The 21,508-nt window shown below is 59.5% G+C and carries 22 protein-coding genes; 11 read left to right on the top strand and 11 right to left on the bottom strand.

The genetic code is table 11. The features are described 5' to 3' along the window. Positions 1 to 66: 66 nt before the first annotated feature. Positions 67 to 240, top strand: a complete 174-nt coding sequence (locus HCZ30_RS04180) for a DUF1674 domain-containing protein (protein ID WP_167636610.1) — start codon at positions 67 to 69, stop codon at positions 238 to 240. 12 nt (positions 241 to 252) lie between these two features. Here the strand turns inward: HCZ30_RS04180 and dapB are convergent, their stop codons facing one another. Further along, positions 253 to 1,062: a 4-hydroxy-tetrahydrodipicolinate reductase gene (gene dapB, locus HCZ30_RS04175; protein WP_167636608.1), complete on the bottom strand. Its 810-nt coding sequence runs from the start codon at positions 1,060 to 1,062 to the stop codon at positions 253 to 255. Positions 1,063 to 1,153: 91 nt separating this feature from the next. Between dapB and rbfA the strand changes: the two genes are divergently transcribed. Continuing rightward, on the top strand, positions 1,154 to 1,573 hold the full coding sequence (rbfA, locus tag HCZ30_RS04170) for a 30S ribosome-binding factor RbfA (protein ID WP_167637068.1): 420 nt from the start codon (positions 1,154 to 1,156) through the stop codon (positions 1,571 to 1,573). Between the two features lie 64 nt (positions 1,574 to 1,637). Continuing rightward, on the top strand, positions 1,638 to 2,540 hold the full coding sequence (gene truB / locus HCZ30_RS04165; protein WP_167636606.1) for a tRNA pseudouridine(55) synthase TruB: 903 nt from the start codon (positions 1,638 to 1,640) through the stop codon (positions 2,538 to 2,540). Here truB and HCZ30_RS04160 read toward each other — a convergent pair whose 3' ends face one another. Then, positions 2,541 to 2,825, bottom strand: a complete 285-nt coding sequence (locus tag HCZ30_RS04160; RefSeq protein ID WP_167636604.1) for a hypothetical protein — start codon at positions 2,823 to 2,825, stop codon at positions 2,541 to 2,543. A gap of 94 nt (positions 2,826 to 2,919) precedes the next feature. Here HCZ30_RS04160 and HCZ30_RS04155 point away from each other — a divergent pair, with 94 nt between their 5' ends. The 5 genes from HCZ30_RS04155 (at position 2,920) to HCZ30_RS04135 (ending at position 7,835) form a co-directional block, all read left to right on the top strand. After that, positions 2,920 to 3,456, top strand: a complete 537-nt coding sequence (locus tag HCZ30_RS04155; RefSeq protein WP_167636602.1) for a DUF1643 domain-containing protein — start codon at positions 2,920 to 2,922, stop codon at positions 3,454 to 3,456. A gap of 63 nt (positions 3,457 to 3,519) precedes the next feature. Then, positions 3,520 to 4,287: a calcium-binding protein gene (locus HCZ30_RS04150; RefSeq protein ID WP_167636600.1), complete on the top strand. Its 768-nt coding sequence runs from the start codon at positions 3,520 to 3,522 to the stop codon at positions 4,285 to 4,287. A gap of 135 nt (positions 4,288 to 4,422) precedes the next feature. Further along, positions 4,423 to 4,692 (top strand): 30S ribosomal protein S15, encoded by a 270-nt coding sequence (gene rpsO / locus HCZ30_RS04145; protein WP_167636598.1) that lies wholly within the window; start codon positions 4,423 to 4,425, stop codon positions 4,690 to 4,692. A 262-nt stretch (positions 4,693 to 4,954) separates the two neighbouring features. Beyond that, a complete protein-coding gene (gene pnp, locus HCZ30_RS04140; protein ID WP_167636596.1) occupies positions 4,955 to 7,087 on the top strand; it encodes a polyribonucleotide nucleotidyltransferase in 2,133 nt (710 codons plus the stop codon). Positions 7,088 to 7,250: 163 nt separating this feature from the next. Beyond that, the gene (locus HCZ30_RS04135) at positions 7,251 to 7,835 is read left to right on the top strand and encodes a L,D-transpeptidase (RefSeq protein ID WP_246212589.1); all 585 of its coding nucleotides are present in this window, start codon (positions 7,251 to 7,253) and stop codon (positions 7,833 to 7,835) included. A 66-nt stretch (positions 7,836 to 7,901) separates the two neighbouring features. On the opposite strand, the gene HCZ30_RS04130 is transcribed toward HCZ30_RS04135, so the two are convergent. After that, positions 7,902 to 8,555: a peroxiredoxin gene (locus tag HCZ30_RS04130; RefSeq protein ID WP_167636594.1), complete on the bottom strand. Its 654-nt coding sequence runs from the start codon at positions 8,553 to 8,555 to the stop codon at positions 7,902 to 7,904. Between the two features lie 125 nt (positions 8,556 to 8,680). Here HCZ30_RS04130 and HCZ30_RS04125 point away from each other — a divergent pair, with 125 nt between their 5' ends. Continuing rightward, the gene (locus HCZ30_RS04125) at positions 8,681 to 10,117 is read left to right on the top strand and encodes an aldehyde dehydrogenase family protein (RefSeq protein WP_167636592.1); all 1,437 of its coding nucleotides are present in this window, start codon (positions 8,681 to 8,683) and stop codon (positions 10,115 to 10,117) included. A 71-nt stretch (positions 10,118 to 10,188) separates the two neighbouring features. Here HCZ30_RS04125 and HCZ30_RS04120 read toward each other — a convergent pair whose 3' ends face one another. The 3 genes from HCZ30_RS04120 to hspQ form a co-directional block, all read right to left on the bottom strand. Beyond that, a complete protein-coding gene (locus tag HCZ30_RS04120; protein ID WP_167636590.1) occupies positions 10,189 to 10,839 on the bottom strand; it encodes an RluA family pseudouridine synthase in 651 nt (216 codons plus the stop codon). After that, on the bottom strand, positions 10,836 to 11,291 hold the full coding sequence (locus HCZ30_RS04115) for a GAF domain-containing protein (protein WP_167636589.1): 456 nt from the start codon (positions 11,289 to 11,291) through the stop codon (positions 10,836 to 10,838). Before HCZ30_RS04115 ends, HCZ30_RS04120 begins: the two co-directional genes overlap by 4 nt. Positions 11,292 to 11,554: 263 nt before the next feature. Beyond that, positions 11,555 to 11,881: a heat shock protein HspQ gene (gene hspQ / locus HCZ30_RS04110; RefSeq protein ID WP_167636587.1), complete on the bottom strand. Its 327-nt coding sequence runs from the start codon at positions 11,879 to 11,881 to the stop codon at positions 11,555 to 11,557. 83 nt (positions 11,882 to 11,964) lie between these two features. Here hspQ and HCZ30_RS04105 point away from each other — a divergent pair, with 83 nt between their 5' ends. After that, positions 11,965 to 12,846: an AEC family transporter gene (locus HCZ30_RS04105; RefSeq protein WP_167636585.1), complete on the top strand. Its 882-nt coding sequence runs from the start codon at positions 11,965 to 11,967 to the stop codon at positions 12,844 to 12,846. Positions 12,847 to 12,919: 73 nt separating this feature from the next. Next, on the top strand, positions 12,920 to 13,510 hold the full coding sequence (locus HCZ30_RS04100; RefSeq protein ID WP_167636583.1) for a transglycosylase SLT domain-containing protein: 591 nt from the start codon (positions 12,920 to 12,922) through the stop codon (positions 13,508 to 13,510). 27 nt (positions 13,511 to 13,537) lie between these two features. On the opposite strand, the gene HCZ30_RS04095 is transcribed toward HCZ30_RS04100, so the two are convergent. The 5 genes from HCZ30_RS04095 to HCZ30_RS04075 all read right to left on the bottom strand — a co-directional run bounded on the left by HCZ30_RS04095 (position 13,538) and on the right by HCZ30_RS04075 (position 21,481). After that, positions 13,538 to 14,140 carry a LolA family protein gene (locus HCZ30_RS04095; RefSeq protein ID WP_167636581.1) on the bottom strand — a complete coding sequence of 201 codons (603 nt, stop codon included), beginning with the start codon at positions 14,138 to 14,140 and terminating at the stop codon, positions 13,538 to 13,540. Between the two features lie 118 nt (positions 14,141 to 14,258). Continuing rightward, positions 14,259 to 15,698 (bottom strand): hypothetical protein, encoded by a 1,440-nt coding sequence (locus HCZ30_RS04090; RefSeq protein ID WP_167636579.1) that lies wholly within the window; start codon positions 15,696 to 15,698, stop codon positions 14,259 to 14,261. Between the two features lie 106 nt (positions 15,699 to 15,804). After that, complete coding sequence (locus HCZ30_RS04085; protein WP_167636577.1) at positions 15,805 to 18,840, bottom strand: DNA translocase FtsK; 3,036 nt, start codon at positions 18,838 to 18,840, stop codon at positions 15,805 to 15,807. Positions 18,841 to 18,854: 14 nt separating this feature from the next. After that, positions 18,855 to 20,033: an aminotransferase class I/II-fold pyridoxal phosphate-dependent enzyme gene (locus HCZ30_RS04080; RefSeq protein WP_167636575.1), complete on the bottom strand. Its 1,179-nt coding sequence runs from the start codon at positions 20,031 to 20,033 to the stop codon at positions 18,855 to 18,857. Positions 20,034 to 20,155: 122 nt separating this feature from the next. Then, positions 20,156 to 21,481, bottom strand: a complete 1,326-nt coding sequence (locus HCZ30_RS04075; RefSeq protein WP_246212587.1) for an amidase — start codon at positions 21,479 to 21,481, stop codon at positions 20,156 to 20,158. Between the last annotated feature and the right edge of the window lie 27 nt (positions 21,482 to 21,508).

Below are 21,508 nucleotides of genomic sequence, written 5' to 3'. Positions count from 1 at the left end.
CTCCATGGGTCCTTGGCCTGAAAGATGCCCTGCCCTATATCAGAGAGAGCCGAGGAACAAGAAAACATGACCCAGAAGCCTGACCTGCCCCCCGCCGCACAGCGTGCTCTCGCCGAAGCAGAAGAGCGCCGCAAGAATGCAGAAAAGCTCGATCTTCCGACCGAGCTTGGTGGCCGCGACGGGCCGGAGCCCGTTCGTTTCGGCGATTGGGAAAAGAAGGGCATTGCGATCGATTTCTGATCGCGGCGGGGCTCAGAGCCCCAGCACGTCCATCATATCGTACTCACCCGGTGCCTGATCCTGTCCCCAGATCGCAGCGCGCAAAGCGCCGCGGGCAAATATACCGCGATCGGTGGCAACGTGGCGCAGGATAATCCGCTCACCTTCGCCAGCGAACAGAACGTCGTGCTCACCCACGATGTCGCCACCGCGAATCACGGCGAAGCCGATATCGCCCGTCTTGCGAGCGCCGGTGATGCCATCGCGGCCCGAATCGCGGACGTCGGACAGCTTCACACCGCGCCCTTCGGCAGCAGCTTCACCCAGCATCAGAGCCGTACCGGACGGCGCATCGACCTTTTTGTTGTGGTGCGCCTCGATGACTTCAATGTCGAATTCCTCGCCCAGCGCGGCCGCGACCTTCTTGGTCAGACCAGTCAGAAGGTTCACGCCCAGCGACATGTTGCCCGCACGGATCACAGTCGCCTTCGCCGCCGACGTAGCGATCTGGCTGAGGTGTTCGTCTTCCATGCCAGTCGTACCGATGACGTGAACAATGCCAGCCTCGGCAGCGGCCTGCGCGAAGGCCACAGTTGCGGAAGGTGCAGTAAAATCAATGACAGCGTTCGCTTGGACAAAGGCAGCAGCCGCGTCCGAGGTCACGATCACACCGATCGGCTGACCGCCCATCACGACACCAACATCCTGCCCGATCCAATCGTGGCCATCACGCTCGATAGCGCCGACGAGTTTGGCTTTGTCCGACCCCAGAACAGTCTTGATCAGCATCTGGCCCATACGGCCCGAAGCTCCGGTAATCACGATACCCGGCAGGTCGGTCATGTCGTCATCCTCTTGGCTTTGAATTGCGTATCGGTGCTAGCCCTGCAACGCCTTGCTTGGCAAGTGCGCTGATCACGCTTACATGGGCGATATGGCAAAGAACCGTTTCAATTCGGGCTCCGGCCCCTCCCAGCGTCAGCTCCGTGTGAGCGAACTCGTCCGCAGGTCACTCTCGGACGTTCTTGCGCGCGGCGATGTACATGACCCCGATCTGGGTCGCATGTCGATCACCGTGGGCGAAGTGCAGTGCTCCCCTGACCTCAAATACGCAACCGCATTCGTCCTGCCGCTCGGCGGTCAGAACAAGGACGAGTGCCTCGCCGCCCTTCGCCGCAACAAGGCAGAGCTGCGTCACCTCGTCACCAAAGGTGTGACGCTGAAATACGCGCCCGACCTGCGTTTCGAAATCGACGAGACCTTCGACCGGATGGACGATACGCGCCGCATGTTTTCTGACGAACACGTGCGTCAGGACCTCGACGAAGACGATATCGACGACGCTGACGAATAAGCACGCGGTTGACGGACCGGCGGCGGGCCGCTAGCAGACCCGCCCCGATACCAAGGAGATGACGATGGGCAAGCGCAAAGGTCGCGATATTTCTGGCTGGATCATCGTGGACAAGCCTGCCGGCATCACCTCCACCGCTGTGGTCAACAAGGTCCGCTGGGCGCTTGGGGCAAAGAAAGCGGGCCACGCAGGTACGCTCGATCCCGAAGCCACTGGCCTTCTGGCCGTCGCCATCGGCGAAGCGACTAAGACCATCCCCTACATCACCGACGCGCTAAAAGCCTACGAGTTCACCGTGACGCTCGGCGCTGCGACGAATACCGACGACGCCGAGGGCGAAATCATCGCCTCCAGCGACCAGCGCCCGACGGATGACGAGATCAAGGAAGCCCTGAACGGTTTCCTCGGCGACATCATGCAGGTGCCGCCCAAGTTCTCTGCCGTGAAAATCGACGGCCAGCGCGCTTACAAGCTCGCTCGCGATGACGAAGAGTTCGAGATTGCGGCACGTCCGCTCTGGGTCGAGGAACTGGTCATGGTTGACCGTCCCGACGCAGATCATGTCGTGCTGGAGATGACTTGCGGCAAAGGCGGCTACGTCCGCTCGATCGCTCGCGATCTCGGTGCGAAACTGGGCTGCTACGGCCACGTCCTGCGCCTGCGCCGCATCTGGTCCGGCCCGTTCGAGACCGAAGGCGCCATGACGATGGAGCAGATCGAGGAACTGGCCAAAACTCCGGAGCTCGATAACTATCTCCGCCCGCTTGAAGACGGCCTTTGCGATATTACCGAAGTCCGTTGCCCGCCCGAAAGCGTCACGCGCCTGCGCAACGGCAACGCTGCGACCGTCATTGCTCATGACGTTGAATTCAATGAGGAATGTTGGGCAAGCTATGAAGGGCAAGCCATTGCTGTCGGACATTTCCGCAGCGGTGAACTTCACCCTTCACGCGTGTTCGTCAGCTGATCACGCAGCCATTTCGCCGAATACCTCCGTGTCGACCTCGGGGTCACCCCAAGGCAGCACCGCGACTTCGGGATCAATCGGCCCGTAGTCGATAATCGGCGTATCCCAGATATCGATCTCAGCATCGATATCCTCTTCAAACGACATCATTGATGCCGCGTGCTCGTCGGTTTCCATCATGTCCGCCTCATCATTGACGTCGGTCTCTACTCCGCCGTCAATGTTGAATTCGAAGACAAGTCCTAGGCCCATGGAACCAATCAACAACAAGCTGGTCCAATCCATACCAACCTCTTCATTTATGATTCTTCTTGAGGGTTTAACTTTGCGTCCCTGACAGAGATAATTGATTAGAATTTTGCGGATTTTAGGGCAGGCAATGATCGAAAAATGTCATCTCAAAGGCGATGCTGAATCGGTCGCCGTCTACTCGCCATGCGAGAAATATCGCTACCTGCTGACCCGCGTGTGGAACCCCGAAGGCCGCCGCGCCCTGTTTGTCATGCTCAATCCGTCAACTGCGACCGAGGTGCAGAATGACCCGACCGTCGAACGCTGCGAACGCCGTGCCCGCGCGCTGGGTTTCGGTTCGTTCCGCGTGACCAACATTTTCGCATGGCGTGATACCGACCCGAAGAAGATGCGCGCTGCCGCCGATCCGGTCGGGCCCGCCAATGACGCCGCGATTCGCGATTCTGCTGTGGAATGGATCCGCGACGGCGATCAGATCATCTGCGCTTGGGGAACGCACGGCGAATTCCTTAATCGTGGACCACAGGTCGAGGCGTTGCTGCGCGAAACCGGCAAGCCGCTGTTTACGCTAGGACTTACAGCTGCGGGCCACCCAAAACACCCGCTGTATATCGCTTACAGCCAGCAACCGCAGCCGTGGCTGGCGTTAACCATAACCACATAATTCGTTCGCGTTTCGTACCACACTCGGGCTAGCGCTGTTTCATCTGCAAATGGTGAGGGCGTGATGCTGTATCTTGTCGGATTGGTTACGATGGCCTTGGCCGGAGCTGTTCTTATTCCCGGAATTTCAGAGGATGGGACGGATGACGACGATATCATCATCGGCGGAGATGGCGACGATACGCTCAGCGGCGGGAATGGTGCCGACTTTCTCGATGGCGCGATGGGGAACGACTTGCTGTCGGGAGAGGACGGCGAGGATGAGCTGCATGGCGGCGAAGGCGATGACCAACTCTCGGGCGAATCCGATGCCGACTATCTTGCGGGACATATCGGCGACGACCTGATGAACGGCGGCAGTGGCGACGACAACCTTATTGGCGGATCCGGAAACGATGAAATGTACGGCGGCGAAGGCAACGACGCGCTTCTCGGCTCGCTCGGCGATGATGTCATGGACGGCGGATCGGGCGCGGACGTTCTGAACGGCGGTAGTGGTTCAGATGAGCTCTATGGCGGCGAAGACACCGAACAGGATTTCCTGAATGGCGGTGCGGGTGAAGATATCTTGCATGGTGCTGCGGATGACAACCTGAACGGCGGCACTGGTCAGGATGTGTTCATGATCTCATCCGGTATCGCCGGCCCTGTCACAATCGACGACCTGACTGACGAAGACGTTCTGGTCGTGAATTACTCCGGCGAGCCGCCTACCCTGAGTTCCAACCAAACCGACGACGGACTGATGTTACAGGCCGACGGCACCGATCTTGCGGAACTCCGGCACCTTTCCGAATTCGACATGAGCCGCGTGCAGCTGGTGAAACTGTGAGTTTTCTCTTTATTTCCTGACGATTCTCATCTATGCGCCGCTGATCCGCTGTCATGGACAGGGATATTACTCCAAGGGCCTTGCTGGACGACATCCCGGCCTGCGCCATAACCCTCTGATACTAAGGAGATCCCGATGTCGATCACCGTTGAAGAAAAAGCACGCGTCATCAAAGAATTCGGCACCAAAGAAGGTGACACCGGTTCGCCGGAAGTTCAGATCGCGATCCTGACCTCGCGCATCACCACTCTGACCGAGCACTTCAAGACCCACAAAAAAGACAACCACGGCCGCCGCGGCCTGCTCAAGATGGTTGCTCAGCGTCGTAAGCTGCTGGACTACCTCAAGGGCAAGGAAGAGGCCCGTTACCAGGACCTGATCAAGCGCCTCGGCATCCGCCGCTAATCGCTTATCCGGTTCGGATATAAGACGCCCGCTCATTCGAGCGGGCGTTTTTATTTGTGCCGCACCGCCGCCATGGGCAGGCGAGTTTGCCGCATGAAAGCAATGCTTTCCAAATACCTTGTTTTCATGTATGTGCGCGCCATCTGAGACGTTGTGCTATGACCCCGGCACTCGAAATGGATGGATGGGGTCGGCGGCAATGGGGCCGCCAATCAAACGGGAGACCCGGAGGGCCGGGAGCGCTCCCTTTTAGGATACGCTGATGTTCAATGAAGTGAAAAAATCGATCCAGTGGGGCGAAGAAACGCTCACGCTGGAAACCGGCAAGGTTGCTCGCCAGGCCGACGGCACCGTTATCGCCACTCTGGGCGAAACCTCCGTCATGGCAAACGTGACCTTCGCCAAAGAAGCGAAGCCGGGTCAGGATTTCTTCCCGCTTACGGTTCACTACCAAGAGAAATACTACGCCGCCGGTAAAGTACCGGGCGGCTTCTTCAAGCGCGAAGCTCGTCCGACCGAGAAAGAGACGCTCACTGCGCGCCTGATCGACCGTCCGATCCGTCCGCTGTTCGTCCCGGGCTTCAAGAACGAAGTGCTCGTCATGTGCACCGTTCTTTCGCACGACCTCGTAAACGACCCCGACATCGTTGCAATGATCGCCGCTTCGGCAGCCCTGACCATCTCGGGCGCTCCGTTCATGGGTCCGATCGGTGCGGCTCGCGTCGGTTTCGTCGATGGCGAATACGTGCTGAACCCGCAGGTCGACGATATGACCAACCTGCGTTCGAACCCCGAGCAGCGTCTGGACCTCGTTGTTGCAGGTACCAAAGACGCCGTGATGATGGTGGAATCGGAAGCATACGAGCTGACCGAAGAAGAGATGCTGGGCGCGGTTACCTTCGCTCACGAGCAGCTCCAGCCGGTTATCGACTGCATCATCTCGCTGGCTGAAGAAGCTGCGAAAGAGCCGTTCGAGTTCAACGCACCGGACTACTCGGACCTTTACGAGACCGTGAAAGCTGCCGGTGAAGAGCAGATGCGCGCTGCATATGCCATCACCAACAAGCAAGAGCGCGTTGCTGCCGTTTCGGCTGCCAAGGAAGCTGTCAAAGCGACCCTGACCGAAGAGCAACTCGAAGACGCGAACCTCGGTTCGGCTCTGAAGAAGCTCGAGTCGTCGGTCCTGCGAGGTTCGGTTGTCAAAGAAGGCAAGCGCATCGACGGTCGTGCACTCGATCAGGTCCGTTCGATCGTTTCGGAAACCAGCATGCTGCCGCGTACCCACGGTTCGGCTCTCTTCACCCGCGGTGAAACCCAGGCGCTGGTCGTGACCACCCTCGGCACCGGCGACGACGAGCAGATCATCGACGCCCTGCACGGCAACTTCCGCTCGAACTTCCTGCTGCACTATAACTTCCCTCCGTACTCGGTTGGTGAAGTTGGCCGCGTTGGTTCGCCGGGTCGCCGCGAAATCGGTCACGGCAAGCTCGCATGGCGCGCGCTTCAGGCTGTTCTTCCGGCTGCAACCGACTTCCCGTACACCATCCGCGTAGTGTCCGAGATCACTGAATCGAACGGTTCGTCCTCCATGGCTTCGGTCTGTGGTGGCTCGCTGTCGATGATGGATGCAGGCGTTCCGCTGAAGGCACCGGTTGCCGGTGTTGCCATGGGTCTGGTTCTCGAAGACGACGGCTCCTACGCCGTTCTGACCGACATCCTCGGTGACGAAGACCACCTCGGCGACATGGACTTCAAAGTCGCAGGTACCGAAGACGGCATCACCTCGCTACAGATGGACATCAAGGTTGCTGGCATCACGCCGGAAATCATGAAGAAAGCTCTGGAGCAGGCACGTCAGGGTCGTCTGCACATCCTCGGCGAAATGTCGAAGGCGCTGACCACTGCGAACAACTTCTCGGTTCACGCTCCGCGCATCGAGACCATGCAGATCCCGACCGACAAGATCCGTGAAGTCATCGGTTCGGGCGGTAAGGTTATCCGCGAGATCGTTGAAACTTCGGGTGCCAAGGTCGACATCAACGACGACGGCGTCATCAAGATCGCTTCGTCGAACGGTGAAGCCATCCAGAAGGCATACGACATGATCTACTCGATCGTCGCAGAGCCGGAAGAAGGCAAAGTCTACAAAGGCAAAGTCGTCAAGCTCGTCGACTTCGGTGCTTTCGTGAACTTCTTCGGCAAGCGTGACGGTCTCGTCCACGTCAGCCAGATCGAAAACCGTCGCCTGAACCACCCGTCCGACGTCCTCAAAGAAGGTCAGGAAGTTTGGGTCAAGCTGCTCGGCTTCGATGATCGCGGCAAGGTTCGCCTGTCGATGAAGATCGTCGATCAGGAGACCGGCGAAGAAATCGTGAAAGAAGAAGAGGCAGAATAAGATTTTTCTTATCTCCGTAAGTCACTGACTTCTCTTGGAAACCCCGGCGTTGACGTCGGGGTTTCTCTATTATGTGAGGATGGGAACAGGAAACTTTCTCAGAAAATCGCGCGTTAGCTCACGAACCCGCCACTGAGGCGGCCCGTAATAAGGGAAACGCATTATGATTTTTAATCGCCGTAATTTTCTCGCCGGTGCAGCCGTATGTGGCGCTATCCCGGCATTTGCTCAAACCGAAGCTGCTCAAGATCAGCTTGCCAAAGAAGCCCAGCAGTTCGCACCGCAGATGGTGACGATCGGTGCTGGCTACGAACCATACACGATCCACGTCGATCCGACGTCGTTCAACCTGTTCTGGGTACTGCCCGAGAATCAAGCCATCATGTACCGCGTCGGTGTGGCCCGTGCGAACCTCTACGAGGATGGCATCTACACCATCAAGCGCAAGCAGGAGTGGCCGACTTGGACCCCGACGCCCGACATGATCGCACGCGAGCCGGAGGTCTATGCCAAGTACGCCGACGGTATGCCGGGGGGCGTCGACAACCCGCTGGGTGCCCGTGCGCTGTACCTCTACGAAGGTAACCGCGATACGTATCTGCGTATTCACGGTACGCCCGACCCGCTGACCATTGGTCGCGAGGTGTCGAACGGCTGTGTCCGCCTGATCAACGATCACGTTAAAGACCTCTATGACCGCGTTCCGACCGGCACCAAAGTCTTCCTCTATCCGCGCAACATGGCGTAAGCCGGACCGCGCAACAAAAAAGCCCCGCACAAGCGTGCGGGGCTTTTTGCTGTCCAACTGAGCGGATCAGCCGGTGTATTTTGCAGTGCGCAGGTACGGCAGCTTGATGTCCAGATCACCGAACTTCTCGCGGGCTTGATCGTCGTTAAGCGACAGCGCAACGATGACGTCCTGACCGACCTGCCAGTTCGCAGGGGTCGCAATCGGGTTGCCGAAGGTAGCCTGAAGACCGTCCAGAGCGCGCAGAACCTCAGCGAAGTTACGGCCAACCGACATCGGGTAGGTCATCGACAGCTGAAGCTTCTTGTCCGGCGAAACAATGAACACCGAACGCACGGTCGCGGTGTGGGCCGGAGTACGACCATCGGGCAGGTAGGCTTCGGCGGGAAGCATGTCGAAGGCTTTGGCAACGGCCAAATCACTGTCAGCGATGATCGGGAAGCTGGCTTCGGCACCGGCAAACTTCTCGATGTCGCCCTTCCACTGTTTGTGCTCTTCAACGCCGTCTACCGAGATACCCATGACCTTAGTGCCACGCTTGGCCCACTCGTCGGCCAGCTGGGCAACAGCGCCGAATTCGGTGGTGCAGACGGGGGTAAAGTCCTTCGGGTGGGAGAACAGGATAGCCCAGCTATCGCCGATCCAGTCATGAAGGTTGAGGGTACCCTGATCGGTTTCAACGGTCAGGTTCGGGATCGTGTCGTTAATTCGCAGAGCCATAATATCCTCCGTAATGATATGTTCTTGCCCCGATATAGGATTGCGGAAGTGTTACCGCTACCTCCACTTGTGATTTTGTCGCAGCAATGGCAGGCTGATTTTTGATCAAATTTCAGGAGCCAATCATGCTCGAAAAGCGCGAATTCTACATCAACGGCAAATGGGTCGCTCCTGCAGTGGCACGTGACTGCGACGTCATCGACCCGTCGACCGAAGAAGTCACCGCTGTCATCTCGCTCGGCAGCGAAGCGGACACCAACGCTGCCGTCGACGCGGCCTCTGCCGCCTTCCCGTCGTGGGCTGCGACTGCGCCCGCAACCCGCGCCGATTACGTCCGCAAAATTCTCGACCAGTACAACCTGCGCCGTCAGGAAATGGCCGAAGCGATCTCGCGCGAGATGGGCGCCCCGATCGACATGAGCTACGAAGATCAGGCCGAATGCCTGCCGTGGCACCTCGGCAACTTCCTTGATGCATTCGAGAAAATCGAATGGATCAAGCCGCTCAGCGACGATGTCACCGACACCCAAATCGCGCTCGAGCCCATCGGCGTCGTCGGCCTCATCACGCCATGGAACTGGCCGATGAACCAGGTGACGCTAAAGGTGATCCCTGCCCTCCTCGCCGGTTGCACCATTGTCCTGAAACCGTCCGAGGAAGCCCCGCTTTCCTCGATGCTGTTCGCAGAATTTGTCCATGACGCGGGCATTCCTGCAGGCGTTTTCAACCTCGTAAATGGCGACGGTCAGGGCGTCGGCACGCAGCTTTCGGCGCACGAAGATGTTCAGATGATCAGCTTCACCGGCTCCACCCGCGCCGGTCGTGCGATTTCGAAAACCGCCGCCGAAACGATGAAGCGCGTGACTCTCGAACTCGGCGGCAAGGGCGCAAACGTTGTGTTTGCCGACGCAGGCGAAAAGGCCGTCCGCCGCGGCGCGAAGCACTGCTTCTACAACTCGGGCCAGTCCTGCAACGCCCCGACCCGTATGCTGGTCGAGCGTGATTTCTACGACGAAGCCGTCGAGATCGCCAAATCGGTCGCGGAAAGCACCCCCGTTGCCTCCGGCCACCAGAACGGCAACCATATCGGCCCCGTCGTAAACAAACGCCAATGGGACCAGATTCAGGGCTACATCCAGAAGGGCATCGATGAAGGCGCTCGCCTCGTTGCTGGCGGGCTCGGCCTGCCCGAAGGCATGAACAAAGGCTTCTATGTCCGCCCGACCGTCTTCGCCGACGTCGATCCCGGCATGACGATCGAACGCGAAGAAATCTTTGGCCCCGTCCTGTCGATCATCCCCTTCGACACCGAAGAGGATGCGGTCCGCATTGCCAACGACACACCTTACGGCCTGACCAACTACGTCCAGACCACCGACACCGACCGCAAACGTCGCCTCGCGCGTCAGCTCAAATCGGGCATGGTGGAAATGAACGGCCGTAGCCGCGCAGCAGGCGCACCCTTCGGCGGCGTCAAAGCCTCCGGCCGCGCCCGCGAAGGCGGCGTCTGGGGCATCGAAGAATTCCTCGAAGTCAAAGCCATCTCCGGCTGGGACGAGTGATCTTCATTCTGACGAAAATACCTCGGGGGTGAGGCCGCAAGGCCGAGGGGGCGGCGCCCCCTCCTCCTACCTCAAAACGGCGCTTTGGCCGTAATACGCATTCCGCGGCCACCATCGGGGTGGCGGAATTGCAGGGTTTCCGAATGCAGCATGAGACGCGGGTAATCGAGCGCAGGCCCCGTTGCATAAAACGGATCGCCAAGGATCGGATGGCCGATCTCTCTCATATGCACACGGAGCTGATGTGACCGTCCTGTCTTCGGATAAAGACGGACGCGGCTCTCGTCGTCGCTCGCACGAACCACGCGCCAGTCTGTGACGGCTTGCCGCCCTTCTTCGTGATCGACCTTTTGCAGCGGACGGTTTGGCCAGTCGACGATGAGCGGTAGATCGACGGTTCCGGTCTTCTCCTGAACCCGACCATAAACCCGCGCAACGTAGGTCTTCTTCGTCGCCCGCGCCTCGAACTGTTTGCCGAGGTGCCTTTGCGCGTTCGGCGTTAAGCCAAAGATCATCACACCCGACGTATCGCGATCAAGCCGGTGCACCAGCAGCGCAGTGGGGTACGCTGCCTGCACGCGGGTGATCAGGCAGTCCGCAAGGTGCTCGCCCTTTCCTGGCACGGACAAAAGGCCCGTGGGTTTGTCCACAACGACAATCTCGTGGTCTTCGTGCAAGATGACCAGCGGATCCTGCGGCGGGTTATATTCGCTGCCGTTCATGCGCGAGCGAACGTATCGCGCAGGATGGCTTCGAGCGCGGCTTGGTCGTCCACAGTGAAGGCGTCCGGCTGATTGCTGTCGATGTCGAGCACGCCGATCACCTCACCAGCCGCGTTGAACACGGGCAAAACAATCTCGGAACGTGTCGAGGACGAACAGGCGATGTGACCGGGGAACGCTTCGACGTCCGGCACCAGTTGCGTTTCCTGCAAGCGGGCCGCCGCGCCGCACACACCGCGCGCGAACGGGATGACGAGGCAGCCGTGGCCGCCTTGGTACGGTCCGATCTTTAGCACTTCGGGTTCGGTCACTCGGTAAAAACCGGTCCAGTCGAAGCGATCATCCGCGTGGTGCAGCTCGCACGCCAAGGTCGCCATCAGTGCAACCTCGTCTGTCTCGCCTTCGGTCAAAGCGCCAATCTGTTTGGCAAGCGTGGGGTAGTCGGCGCGCATGGCAAAATCCTAATCGGTTTCACCGAGATTTAACGGATGACGACGCGCTCCGCCACCTGTCGCGGCATGTTTCCAGATGCAGGACAATCCGCGCCATCAACAAACATTGGTGATTTCATATCCATTCGCGCCGCCAAACTGCCCTTATTTGATCATGCTTGAGCCTTCGCGAGTCTTCATAATGATCAGGTAGCTGCAAAAAGCTTCACCCCGATGTCGCGTGCATTTGCCCCCACCCAGTTACGCGGCGTCGGGGACCCAGCTTAGTTAAGCTGGACGTCGAGGTGGTATTGCCCGTCTTCGAACGTATCGAAGAATTCTTCCACATCAGGATGCGACACAGGCTCGCCCGAATAATCGGCGATCAGGTTCTGCTCGGACACGTAAGCCACGTAGAAGCTTTCGCTGTTTTCGGCGAGCAGATGATAGAAGGGCTGGTCCTTGCTGGGGCGGGCATCTTCGGGAATGGCTTCGTACCATTCTTCGGAATTGCTGAACATCGCGTCGACATCGAAAACCACCCCGCGAAACGGATGTTTGCGATGGCGGACGATCTGTCCCAACTGGTATTTGGCGCGCGTTTTCAGCATGGCACAAAGCCCCCTTAACCATTACTAATCCTTTGGGGAGTTGCTTGTCCATCGGACGGCGCGAAAAGGGGTGGAAACAGTCTGTGAACCTTGCACTAACAGTACTGGAGATCACGGCTCCGGTTTTCATCCTTGCGTCCATCGGTTTCGGCTGGGTTCGCCTCGGGTTTGAATACCGCGTCGAGTTCGTCACGCGGCTTGCTATGACGCTTTCCGTGCCTTGCCTGATTTTCACCGCGCTCATGCGAACAGAGATCAATCCCGAGGCCCTCGCAGCATTATCGCTGGCGGCTTTCGTGGGCTACGGCATCATCTCCGCAGCGTCGCTGCTGCTAGTGACCGTCATGCGCGCCGACAGGCAGACATACCTCGCGCCGCTGATCTTCGGGAACACGGGCAACCTCGGCCTGCCGCTTGCGTTGTTCGCTTTTGGTGAGACCGGGCTCGGCTACGCCGTCGTGGTGTTTGCCGTGATGGCGATCCTGTCCTTTACGGTCGGCATCTGGCTGGTATCCGGCAGCGGCTCCCTGACGAAGATCATCAAAGAACCCATCGTCGCCGCCACCATGCTTGGCGCGCTGTTCCTCTGGCAAGGTTGGCACACGCCGAAGTTCCTGACCAACTCGCTCGAACTCATCGGCCAGATGGCGATCCCGATCATGCTGATCACCCTCGGCGTGGCAGTTGCGCGACTGGAGACCCGCGCGATCGGCAAAGCAGCCGTTATGGCCGTCATCAAGATCGCGGTCTGTGTCGGCGCGGGCGTCATCGCAGGTCGGTGGTTCGAGCTTGAACCTGTCGCGATGAGCGTGCTGATCGTGCAACTAGCGACGCCGGTCGCTGTAACCTCCTACATGCTGGCCGAGAAGTACGGCGCGGACTCTCAGGCGGTCGCGGGCCTCGTCGTGGTGTCGACCGTGATGTCGGTAGTCGGATTACCGCTCATCCTCGCGTTTCTGGTCTGACGCCTCTTGTTAAACCGTTTCAATGAACGGGCGAATGCGCTAGGCTTGGAAAAAACAAGAAAGCGAGAGGCAGATGAGCAGATTCTTCCTCGCCCTGATGATTGCGCTCGTTCTCGGCAGCTGCGGAGAACGACAAGGCTCCGCACCGCGTGAGCTTGATGACGCCTGTTCGATCCTGACAGAGCGTCCGCATTACGTTCGGGCGTTCCGCAACGCCAAACGCCGCTGGGGCGTGGAACCTTACGTCCTGATGGCGATGATCTATCAGGAAAGTAAATTCATCTCGAACAACCGGACACCACACCAGTTCGCGTTGGGTGTGATCCCGATCGGTCGCCAGTCTTCGGCCTTTGGCTATTCGCAGGCGCTCGACGGCACGTGGGAAGAATACCAGCGTGACCATGGCGGCTACGGCTCGCGTCGGGATGATATTCAAGACGCGACGGACTTCATGGGCTGGTACATGGCCCAGACCACCGAAGAGACGGGCGTCGCGCTGTATGACACGCGCAACCAGTACCTTGCCTATCATGAGGGGCGTTCGGGCTATTTGCGCGGCACCTACCGCAGCAAAAGCTGGCTGGTGCGTATCGCGGACGAGGTTGCTGCCCGTTCAATCATGTACCAGCAGCAGTTGGCATATTGCCGACAGGCACGGTTCTAAAATAAAAGGCGCCCGAGGGCGCCTTTTTCAGTTCCAGTTATCGGTTTCGGCGATGATGTTGAACATCCGGTCCGAGATGCCTCCGCCGATGGTCATGTCACCAAGCACCATCGTCGTCTGCGTGCCGGTGTTATCCGTAATCACCCACTGACGCAGCTGCGTGGGGTTGGTGAACTTCAGCTGGATATTACCGTACTCGGGGTGCGCAGGATCCTGCGCCGTGACGGTCGTCGAGGTGCCGTCAGAGCTGTGGCCGGTGACCATGCTTGCGCGGGTCAGATCAACGTTGTCCTGAAGGATGATGCTGAGAGGCGTTTCGCTCAGCGGGTAACGCTGCGGGTTGTCAGTGGAACGCGCATCGAAAATTGCGACCGAGCCACCGCCGGCGATCACCAGCGACTTTTCGGGAGCATCGTATTCGAAGCGGATACGACCGGGGCGTTTGATGTAGATGGTACCGGTCGAGATGGTGCCGTCCGAGTTGATCTGGGTGAAGTCACCCTGAGCGGTCTGAAGCTGGTTCAGGTAGCTCGAAATCTCGGAAAGCGACAATTCCTGAGCCTGCGCCTGACCGGCAAAGGCTGCCAGTGCGAACGGCGCGGCGAGGAAGAGGCGGCGAAGAGGGTTCATGGTCAATCCTGATATTTCCGTCTGTTGCGTTACCAGATGGGTCGACCCCAGCGAAAAACCAGACGTTATTCAATATCGACGATAAGTTGACCGATGTCCTCCGCGCCGCCTGATCGCGTCAGATGTAGTAGTAATAGGCGCTCTCGAATTCGTAGAGCGTCACATCGTAGAGGTCGAGCGTATAGAGATCGCTGCCCGCCCCCCAATGCAAACGGACGGAGTCCGTGTAGTTGTCACCGTCCGTGTCGATAGCCGTGCGCGAACTGTTGGCCAGCGACCAGCCGGTGCTGCTTTCGAATTCGAACTCGCTGGAGTAGCTCGCCCACCCGTCGATAACATCGTGGTCACCCTTGGCGTTGGCGGCGATGTAATAAGTCGTCGTCGCACCATCGAGGTAGCTGGTGTCGTTGCCGTCGCCCATATCGACGTAGAGATTGTAAGCGTAGTAGCTATCGACGACGAACGTGTCCGCGCCCTTGCCGCCGCTGACCGAGGCGCTGGTATATCCGGTATAGACGAACTCGTCGGCACCGTTTCCGCCGATCATATCGACATAGGAACCGCTGGCTTCGATGTAGTCACGACCGCCGCCACCATCGAGCGTATCGTAGCTACCCGAGCTTTCGAGGTAATCGTTGCCCGCCTGCCCTTTGAGGACGTTATCCGAGCCGGCAAAGTCGGTGAGCGTATCGTTATTCTTGCCACCCTTAAGGAGGTCGCTTCCGGCTCCACCTTCGAGCGTGTCGTTGCCACCGTGGCCCAGCAGGATGTCGTCGCCCTGACGGCCAAGGAAGCTGTCGTTGCCGCCACGGCCGAGCATCTTGTTGTTCAGGTTCGTCCCGACAAGCACGTCATCCCCGCCGCCAAAGCGGAACCGGATATCGTCGCCACCGCGATAGGTGACCGACGGCGCGCTTTTCCCCAGCTTGTCGCCATACAGAAAATCGAGCGCCTGATTGTCCAGCACACCGATGCCGGTGTTCGGTGACGAACCCCAGTTGTAGGTCATCACGGTCTGCTGGTTGTTATCGTATGACGACTTCAGGCGGATCGATCCTTCGTGCGGATGCGACAGACCGAGCGAGTGGGCGATCTCGTGGTTGATTGTCTCAATGGAAAAGCCCGCCGAGAACGGCGCGAGCGCGTCGATATCGAATGTCAGCGTACTGAGGCTCACCGAGGTTTCGGTCGAATAGGCGAGGTCGGCAAAGGCCGCGATACCCACATCAAGCGGGCCATATGCGCCGTTGAACTCGAACATGGCGTCCTGATTGGCATCGACCTCGATAAAGATCACGCCTGTCTGGGTTTCGAAGTAATCGAGCGAATCGCGGATGACGTTTTTCTGCGCGCCGTTGAGCACGACAACTTCGTCGACGTTGTAGTCGTACGGCATGTCCCACTTGCTGGTCAGGTGGGCAGAGTCTTGAAATTTATACGTAATCGCGACCGGCGTACCGGTATCCATGCCCGTATTCAGGCGTGTGTTCGGCCCCCAGTAATCGTTCTGATCGAAGTACGGGAGGATGGCTGTGAAATCGCTGACGTATTGGGGCATTTTTCCACCGTGCGCATTCTAGGATGAAGCTTCCATATGCTTAACGGCAGATTGTTATTCAATATAAAGGCCCCACGAGGGGGCCTTTAGGTTGTATGACGGTACGTCAGTGTTGTTCTGGTACCAGAATCTCTCGTTTGCCGACGTGGTTCGCGGCGGACACGACGCCTTCGTCTTCCATCTGCTCCACCAGACGCGCGGCCTTGTTGTAGCCGATCGCCAGTTTGCGCTGGATGTACGAGGTCGAGCATTTGCGGTCCTTGATGACGATCGCAACGGCGGTGTCATAGAGCGCATCTTCGGTATCGGTGTTGCCACCCGAAGCGCCGAGGCCGAGCACCGCGTCAATGTCGTTCGCACGGTCATCATCCGGACCATCGACAACGCCCGACATGTACTCCGGCGGACCGAATGCCTTGAGGTAGTTCACGATCTCTTCCACCTCCTCGTCCGAAACGAACGGACCGTGGATACGGGTCACGCGACCACCGCCAGCCATGTAGAGCATGTCGCCCATACCCAGCAGCTGTTCAGCGCCCTGCTCGCCCAGAATGGTGCGCGAGTCGATTTTCGAGGTGACCTGGAACGAGATACGGGTCGGGAAGTTCGCCTTGATCGTACCGGTGATGACGTCGACCGACGGGCGCTGCGTGGCCATGATCAGGTGGATACCCGACGCACGGGCCATCTGCGCGAGCCGCTGAATACAGGCTTCGATTTCCTTGCCCGCGACCATCATCAGGTCGGCCATTTCGTCGACGATAACGACGATGTACGGCATCGCTTCGGGGGTCAGCTCTTCGGTCTCGAAGATTGGATCGCCGGTTTCCTCGTCAAAGCCGGTCTGGACGGTGCGTTCGAACATCTCGCCGCGGCCAAGCGCGTCACGGACGCGGCCGTTGTAGCCTTCTATGTTCCGCACGCCCATCTTGGACATCTTGCGGTAACGCTCTTCCATCTCGCCCACGACCCATTTCAGCGCGACGACCGCTTTCTTCGGGTCGGTCACAACGGGGGAGAGCAGATGCGGAATGCCGTCATAGACGGAGAGTTCGAGCATTTTCGGGTCGATCATGATCAGGCGGCACTCTTCCGGCGTGAGGCGGTAGAGGAGCGACAGGATCATGGTGTTGATCGCAACCGATTTACCCGAACCCGTCGTACCCGCGATCAGCAGGTGGGGCATCTTGGCAAGGTTGGCGACGATGGACTCGCCGCCGATGTCTTTACCCAGCGCGAGCGGCAGGCGGCAATTCGGGTCGCTGTAATCGCGGCTGTTCAGGATCTCGCGCAGGACAACCTTTTCGCGCTTGTCGTTCGGCAGTTCGATACCGATGACCGAACGCCCCGGAACGGTCGAAACACGCGCGGACAGAGCGGACATCGAACGCGCGATATCGTCGGCAAGGCCGATGACACGGCTCGCCTTCAGACCCGGCGCGGGTTCGAGTTCGTACATGGTGACGACCGGACCCGGACGCACGCTGACGATTTCGCCCTTGATACCATAGTCTTCCAGCACCGACTCCAGCATACGCGCGTTGTCTTCGAGCTCTTCATCAGCAAGGTGATGACGCTCGATCTGTGCCGGATCGAGCAGCAGATCGACCGGCGGAGTTTCGTAGTCGGCGTGAAGCGACGAAGCCGGCTCGGGCTTTGCAGGCTTCGACGGTAGAACCGAGCGCTTCATGGTCTTTGCAGGAACAACGCGGCGCGGCTCGACGTGGGTTTCCTCAACGGCCGGCTCAGCCTCATAAGCCTGCTGGTAGCCTTCCGGCTCCATATCGAGCGGAACTTCGGTGAAGATATTGTCGGCGTCCGCCTCGTCGATCGGCGGAACCTCGTCCCAGCCGCTGGTGAAATCAACGGTCGAGAGCGGCTCTTCGAAGGGTGCAGGCTCGGCACCACGCGTAGCCGAGATTGTCGGCATCGGCGCGGCGACACTCGGTGCAGCGGGCTGCTGGGCGCGGCTCATCGGCGGTTCGACCACGAGCGCACGGGGGCCGCGACCCGCGGTGAGGGTCGGCTCGATACGCACGTCACCTTCGGCGCCACGGGTGATCGGCGGCAGCGGGGCCTGTTCGACCGGAGCTTTACGAGCGCGGATCGCATCGGCGATGCGTGCGCGAACGCGGTCGTCACTCGGCTCTTCGGTGAACGCCGCCATCGGCGGTTCGTTCTCGATCAGTTCGGGTTCGATCTTGGCTTGGTTGCGGCGCAGTTTACCTGGCATCAGCTTGCCGAACAGGCTCTGCTGCTCAGGCTCGACATAGGTGTCGTACTGCGGCTCCACGGTCGGCATCTGATAGGTCGGCGCGGCAACGGGGCGGACGACCGACGCAGTCCGGCTGGCGCGCGGAGCGGCCACCGGCACATCGTAGGGATCGTCGTCCTCGAACACTTCCATATGCGCATCCGGACGCTGCACGCGCATTTCACGGCGCGACTGGACGTTTGCGTAACCGCTCTGCGCGGCGCGGACCGATGCTTCGGCACCGCGACCAGCGATACGGAGCAGCAGGCTGTAGCCCATCACGAGGCCAATAAAGACGTTGTGGCGGATCATCGCGAGTTCAGGACGGGTGAAACCGGCCACGAACAGACCGAGCACCAGCATGATAATGCCCGAAACGATGCCCACACCGGCCAGTGCAACGACATCGCTCGAAGGGATCACGGACAGGATGACGCCAAGCGCGGTGTTGCCGAGCATACCGCCCAGACCGAAAGCATGGCTCCATTCATCGCCAGGTGTCAGCGTGGCGGCCCAGATGGTGCCGACAACGATAGGCAGCGGGAAATAGACAAGGCGCGTCATCGCACGCTCGCCGCCCTGATGCAGGCCCATCCGCACACCCCATGCGAACAGCAGCACCGGAATCCACCATGCGGCCTTGCCGATCACCATGATCAGCGGCGCGGCGATCGACGCACCGGTGCGGCCCAACCAGTTCTGGACAGGCGCATCCGTCGCCAGCATCCAGTTCGGATCGTCCGGCGAATAGGACCACAGCATCATAGCCGCCAACGTGCCGAGAATGACCAGCCCGATGCCGAACAATTCTTTACTGCGTTTTTCCAACGCAGCCTGTGTCGTGCTATCGAGTAACGGGTCGCGCTGTCGTGTCGAATACAATGCCATACCTGCTCGTTTCCTCAGTCATAGAGGCAGTCGCGGATCAGGGTGAGCCCGCGCTGCATCTCTTGTGTCGGGGCGACCATTGCGACCCTGATGTACCCCTTTCCGGGGTTTTGATTGTTCACTTCGCGGCTCAGATAGCCGCCCGGCAGGACGCGAACGCCTGTTTCCTGCCAGAGCTTCAGCGTTGCTGTTTCGCCATCCTCGACTGGTAGCCAGAGGAAGAAACCGCCTTGGGGTGTCTGGTAGCCAGGCACGTCGCCCAGAATGGTTTCGGCAAGCTTGAATTTCTCGTTGTAGAGCGCGCGGTTTTCAATGACGTGCGCCTCGTCGGACCAAACACGGGTCGACACCTTCTGGATCGGCAGCGGCAGCGGCGCGCCGGAGTAGGCACGCAGCTGGCGGATACGGCGGATCGACTCGGGGCCGCCAGCCACGAAGCCGGAGCGCAGACCCGGAAGGTTCGACCGCTTGGACAGCGAATGCAAAATCGTGACGCGCTCGGGGTCCGCGCCCATTTCCGCAGCAACTTCAAGGGCACCGACAGGCGCGTCTTCACGGTAAATTTCCGAATAGCATTCGTCCGCGAAAATGCGGAAATCGTGCTTTTCGGCCAGCGCGATAAGCTGACGCCAATATTCGTGGCTCGCCACGGCACCCTGCGGGTTCGACGGCGTGCAGATATAGGCAATCGCGGTGCGGTCCAGAATGTCCGCAGGCACGCTGGTGTAGTCAGGCAGGAAGCCGTTTTCGGCATCGGCGGGGACAAACACACGCTCCGCCCCGACCGAAATCGCGGCGATCATATAGACCTGATAGAACGGGTTCGGGATCAGAACGACCGGCGTCTTGCCCCGCTTCGTTTCGGGACAAAGCGCCATAGCCGCGTTGTAGAGCCCCTCGCGGGTGCCGTTCAGCGCCATGATGCAGTCTTCATCCACGGAGACATTGAAACGCTGGCCGATCCAGCGCGAAATCGCTTCGAGCAGAGCGGGCGATCCATCGTTCGGAGGGTATTTATTGAAGCCCGAGATACTCTCGGCAATCACGTCTCCGACCCATTCGGGGAAGGCGTGTTGAGGCTCGCCGATAGTCAGCGGGATCGGGTCTCCACCCGGTTCATGGACGTCGAGAAGCTTCCGCAAACGCGGAAACGCGTAGTCCGACAGGTTCGAAAACCGCTCGGGATATTCCATTGGCTGCCTCAAGGTTACGGGATCATTGTCGTCCCGTTTGGTCCTGATTTAGCCAAAGATAATGGGCGGTGTCCAGAAAAACGGCCTTTCTCGGGCGGGCCTATCCTTCTGATTGTGTCTTTTCAGCCAAGCGCCTTTTCGACCGCCGCCCCCACGCGCAGCAATTTTCCTTCCTGCATCGGAGGCAGATTGAGCATGATACCCGTCGACGGCGCGCCCGTCGGGATCGTCAGCGCACATCCGCCCATCAGGTTTGCAACACGGGTATTGCGCAGCGCACGCAAGTTTTCGGCAACGAAATAATCGCTGTCGTCCTCCAGCCGCTTAGCGTTGGGCGGCAGCATCGGCACGGTCGGCATGATCACCGCATCATAGCCAGCCATTGCGGCGTGATAGGCATTGCGGATTTCACCCAAGCGCTCCCACGCGGCGATGTAATCGGCAGCGAGGAAATCGCCACCGGGACGGATACGCTTGAGGATCTGATGGAACATCTTCTCTGGCGCAGCCTCGATAGTCTTACCCCAGTAGGAATAGGCGTCAGAGGTGTAGAGAATGCCCGCCATATCATAGGCTTCGGTCAAGCGGGGGAAGCTTATACGCTCAACTGTCGCACCGGCAGCCTCTAGCGCTTTCACCGCAGCATCGAAAGCCCCTGCAACGGAGGCCTCCAGATCGTCCATGACAATTGTATCGAGAACAGCAAACCGCGCACCCCGTAGATCAGCGCCGCCCAGATCCGCCTGCGGGCCACCGAGCGCATGAAGCATCGCGGCGGTGTCCTCCACCGTCCGGCAAAGCGGCCCCACGGTGTCGAATGTCTTGCAAAGCGGCACGACGCCGTCCAGCGACAAAAGCCCATGCGTCGTTTTCAGCCCCACCAGATCGTTCCAGACGCTCGGCGTACGCACCGACCCGCCCGTGTCCGACCCGACCGCCGCAGCGGCAAGGCCAAACGCGACCGACGTGGCCGCACCCGACGACGACCCGCCCGCAACCGCGTCATGGTCATTGACGCAGGGCGGCGTCTCGGTCTTCGGGTTCAGGCCCAATCCACTGAACGCAATCTCGGTCATATGCGTCTTGCCCAGACAGACCAGCCCCAACGCCGTGGCGCGCTTGAGCACCGCCGCATCCTCGTCCGGCACGCGGCCCTCCATGTAGAGCGTGCCTGCTTCAGTCGCAGTACCAGCCGTGTCAAAAAGGTCCTTCCAACTAACCGGCACACCGTCGAGCGCCGACAACCGCTGGCCGACTTTCGCACGCTTCGCTGCCGCCTTCGCCTCGCTCAGCGCACGTTCCGGCGCGAGGCGAGCATAGATACGCGTCCCGAATTCGCTCGCCGCGATCGCATCCAGATAGGCTTGCGTAAGTTCGACAGGATCGACTTCCCCTGCACCGATCAGGCGTCCCAGTTCAGTTGCGGGCAGCTTGCGTAAGTTATCCATGCAGGTCTCCTTGTTCGGCGCAAAGCT

Origin of the sequence: Marivivens donghaensis, assembly GCF_011806565.1 — a bacterium.
Lineage (GTDB): Bacteria > Pseudomonadota > Alphaproteobacteria > Rhodobacterales > Rhodobacteraceae > Marivivens > Marivivens donghaensis_A.
The sequence above is the reverse complement of the archived record's forward strand: the minus strand, read 5'-3'. Positions and strand labels throughout refer to the sequence as shown.

Coding starts and splice junctions, on each gene's coding strand:
- HCZ30_RS04180 (WP_167636610.1), top strand. CDS start 67: ATGACCCAGAAGCCTGACCTGCCCCCCGCCGCACAGCGTGCTCTCGCC.
- dapB (WP_167636608.1), bottom strand. CDS start 1,062: ATGACCGACCTGCCGGGTATCGTGATTACCGGAGCTTCGGGCCGTATG.
- rbfA (WP_167637068.1), top strand. CDS start 1,154: ATGGCAAAGAACCGTTTCAATTCGGGCTCCGGCCCCTCCCAGCGTCAG.
- truB (WP_167636606.1), top strand. CDS start 1,638: ATGGGCAAGCGCAAAGGTCGCGATATTTCTGGCTGGATCATCGTGGAC.
- HCZ30_RS04160 (WP_167636604.1), bottom strand. CDS start 2,825: ATGGATTGGACCAGCTTGTTGTTGATTGGTTCCATGGGCCTAGGACTT.
- HCZ30_RS04155 (WP_167636602.1), top strand. CDS start 2,920: ATGATCGAAAAATGTCATCTCAAAGGCGATGCTGAATCGGTCGCCGTC.
- HCZ30_RS04150 (WP_167636600.1), top strand. CDS start 3,520: ATGCTGTATCTTGTCGGATTGGTTACGATGGCCTTGGCCGGAGCTGTT.
- rpsO (WP_167636598.1), top strand. CDS start 4,423: ATGTCGATCACCGTTGAAGAAAAAGCACGCGTCATCAAAGAATTCGGC.
- pnp (WP_167636596.1), top strand. CDS start 4,955: ATGTTCAATGAAGTGAAAAAATCGATCCAGTGGGGCGAAGAAACGCTC.
- HCZ30_RS04135 (WP_246212589.1), top strand. CDS start 7,251: ATGATTTTTAATCGCCGTAATTTTCTCGCCGGTGCAGCCGTATGTGGC.
- HCZ30_RS04130 (WP_167636594.1), bottom strand. CDS start 8,555: ATGGCTCTGCGAATTAACGACACGATCCCGAACCTGACCGTTGAAACC.
- HCZ30_RS04125 (WP_167636592.1), top strand. CDS start 8,681: ATGCTCGAAAAGCGCGAATTCTACATCAACGGCAAATGGGTCGCTCCT.
- HCZ30_RS04120 (WP_167636590.1), bottom strand. CDS start 10,839: ATGAACGGCAGCGAATATAACCCGCCGCAGGATCCGCTGGTCATCTTG.
- HCZ30_RS04115 (WP_167636589.1), bottom strand. CDS start 11,291: ATGCGCGCCGACTACCCCACGCTTGCCAAACAGATTGGCGCTTTGACC.
- hspQ (WP_167636587.1), bottom strand. CDS start 11,881: ATGCTGAAAACGCGCGCCAAATACCAGTTGGGACAGATCGTCCGCCAT.
- HCZ30_RS04100 (WP_167636583.1), top strand. CDS start 12,920: ATGAGCAGATTCTTCCTCGCCCTGATGATTGCGCTCGTTCTCGGCAGC.
- HCZ30_RS04095 (WP_167636581.1), bottom strand. CDS start 14,140: ATGAACCCTCTTCGCCGCCTCTTCCTCGCCGCGCCGTTCGCACTGGCA.
- HCZ30_RS04090 (WP_167636579.1), bottom strand. CDS start 15,698: ATGCCCCAATACGTCAGCGATTTCACAGCCATCCTCCCGTACTTCGAT.
- HCZ30_RS04085 (WP_167636577.1), bottom strand. CDS start 18,840: ATGGCATTGTATTCGACACGACAGCGCGACCCGTTACTCGATAGCACG.
- HCZ30_RS04080 (WP_167636575.1), bottom strand. CDS start 20,033: ATGGAATATCCCGAGCGGTTTTCGAACCTGTCGGACTACGCGTTTCCG.
- HCZ30_RS04075 (WP_246212587.1), bottom strand. CDS start 21,481: ATGGATAACTTACGCAAGCTGCCCGCAACTGAACTGGGACGCCTGATC.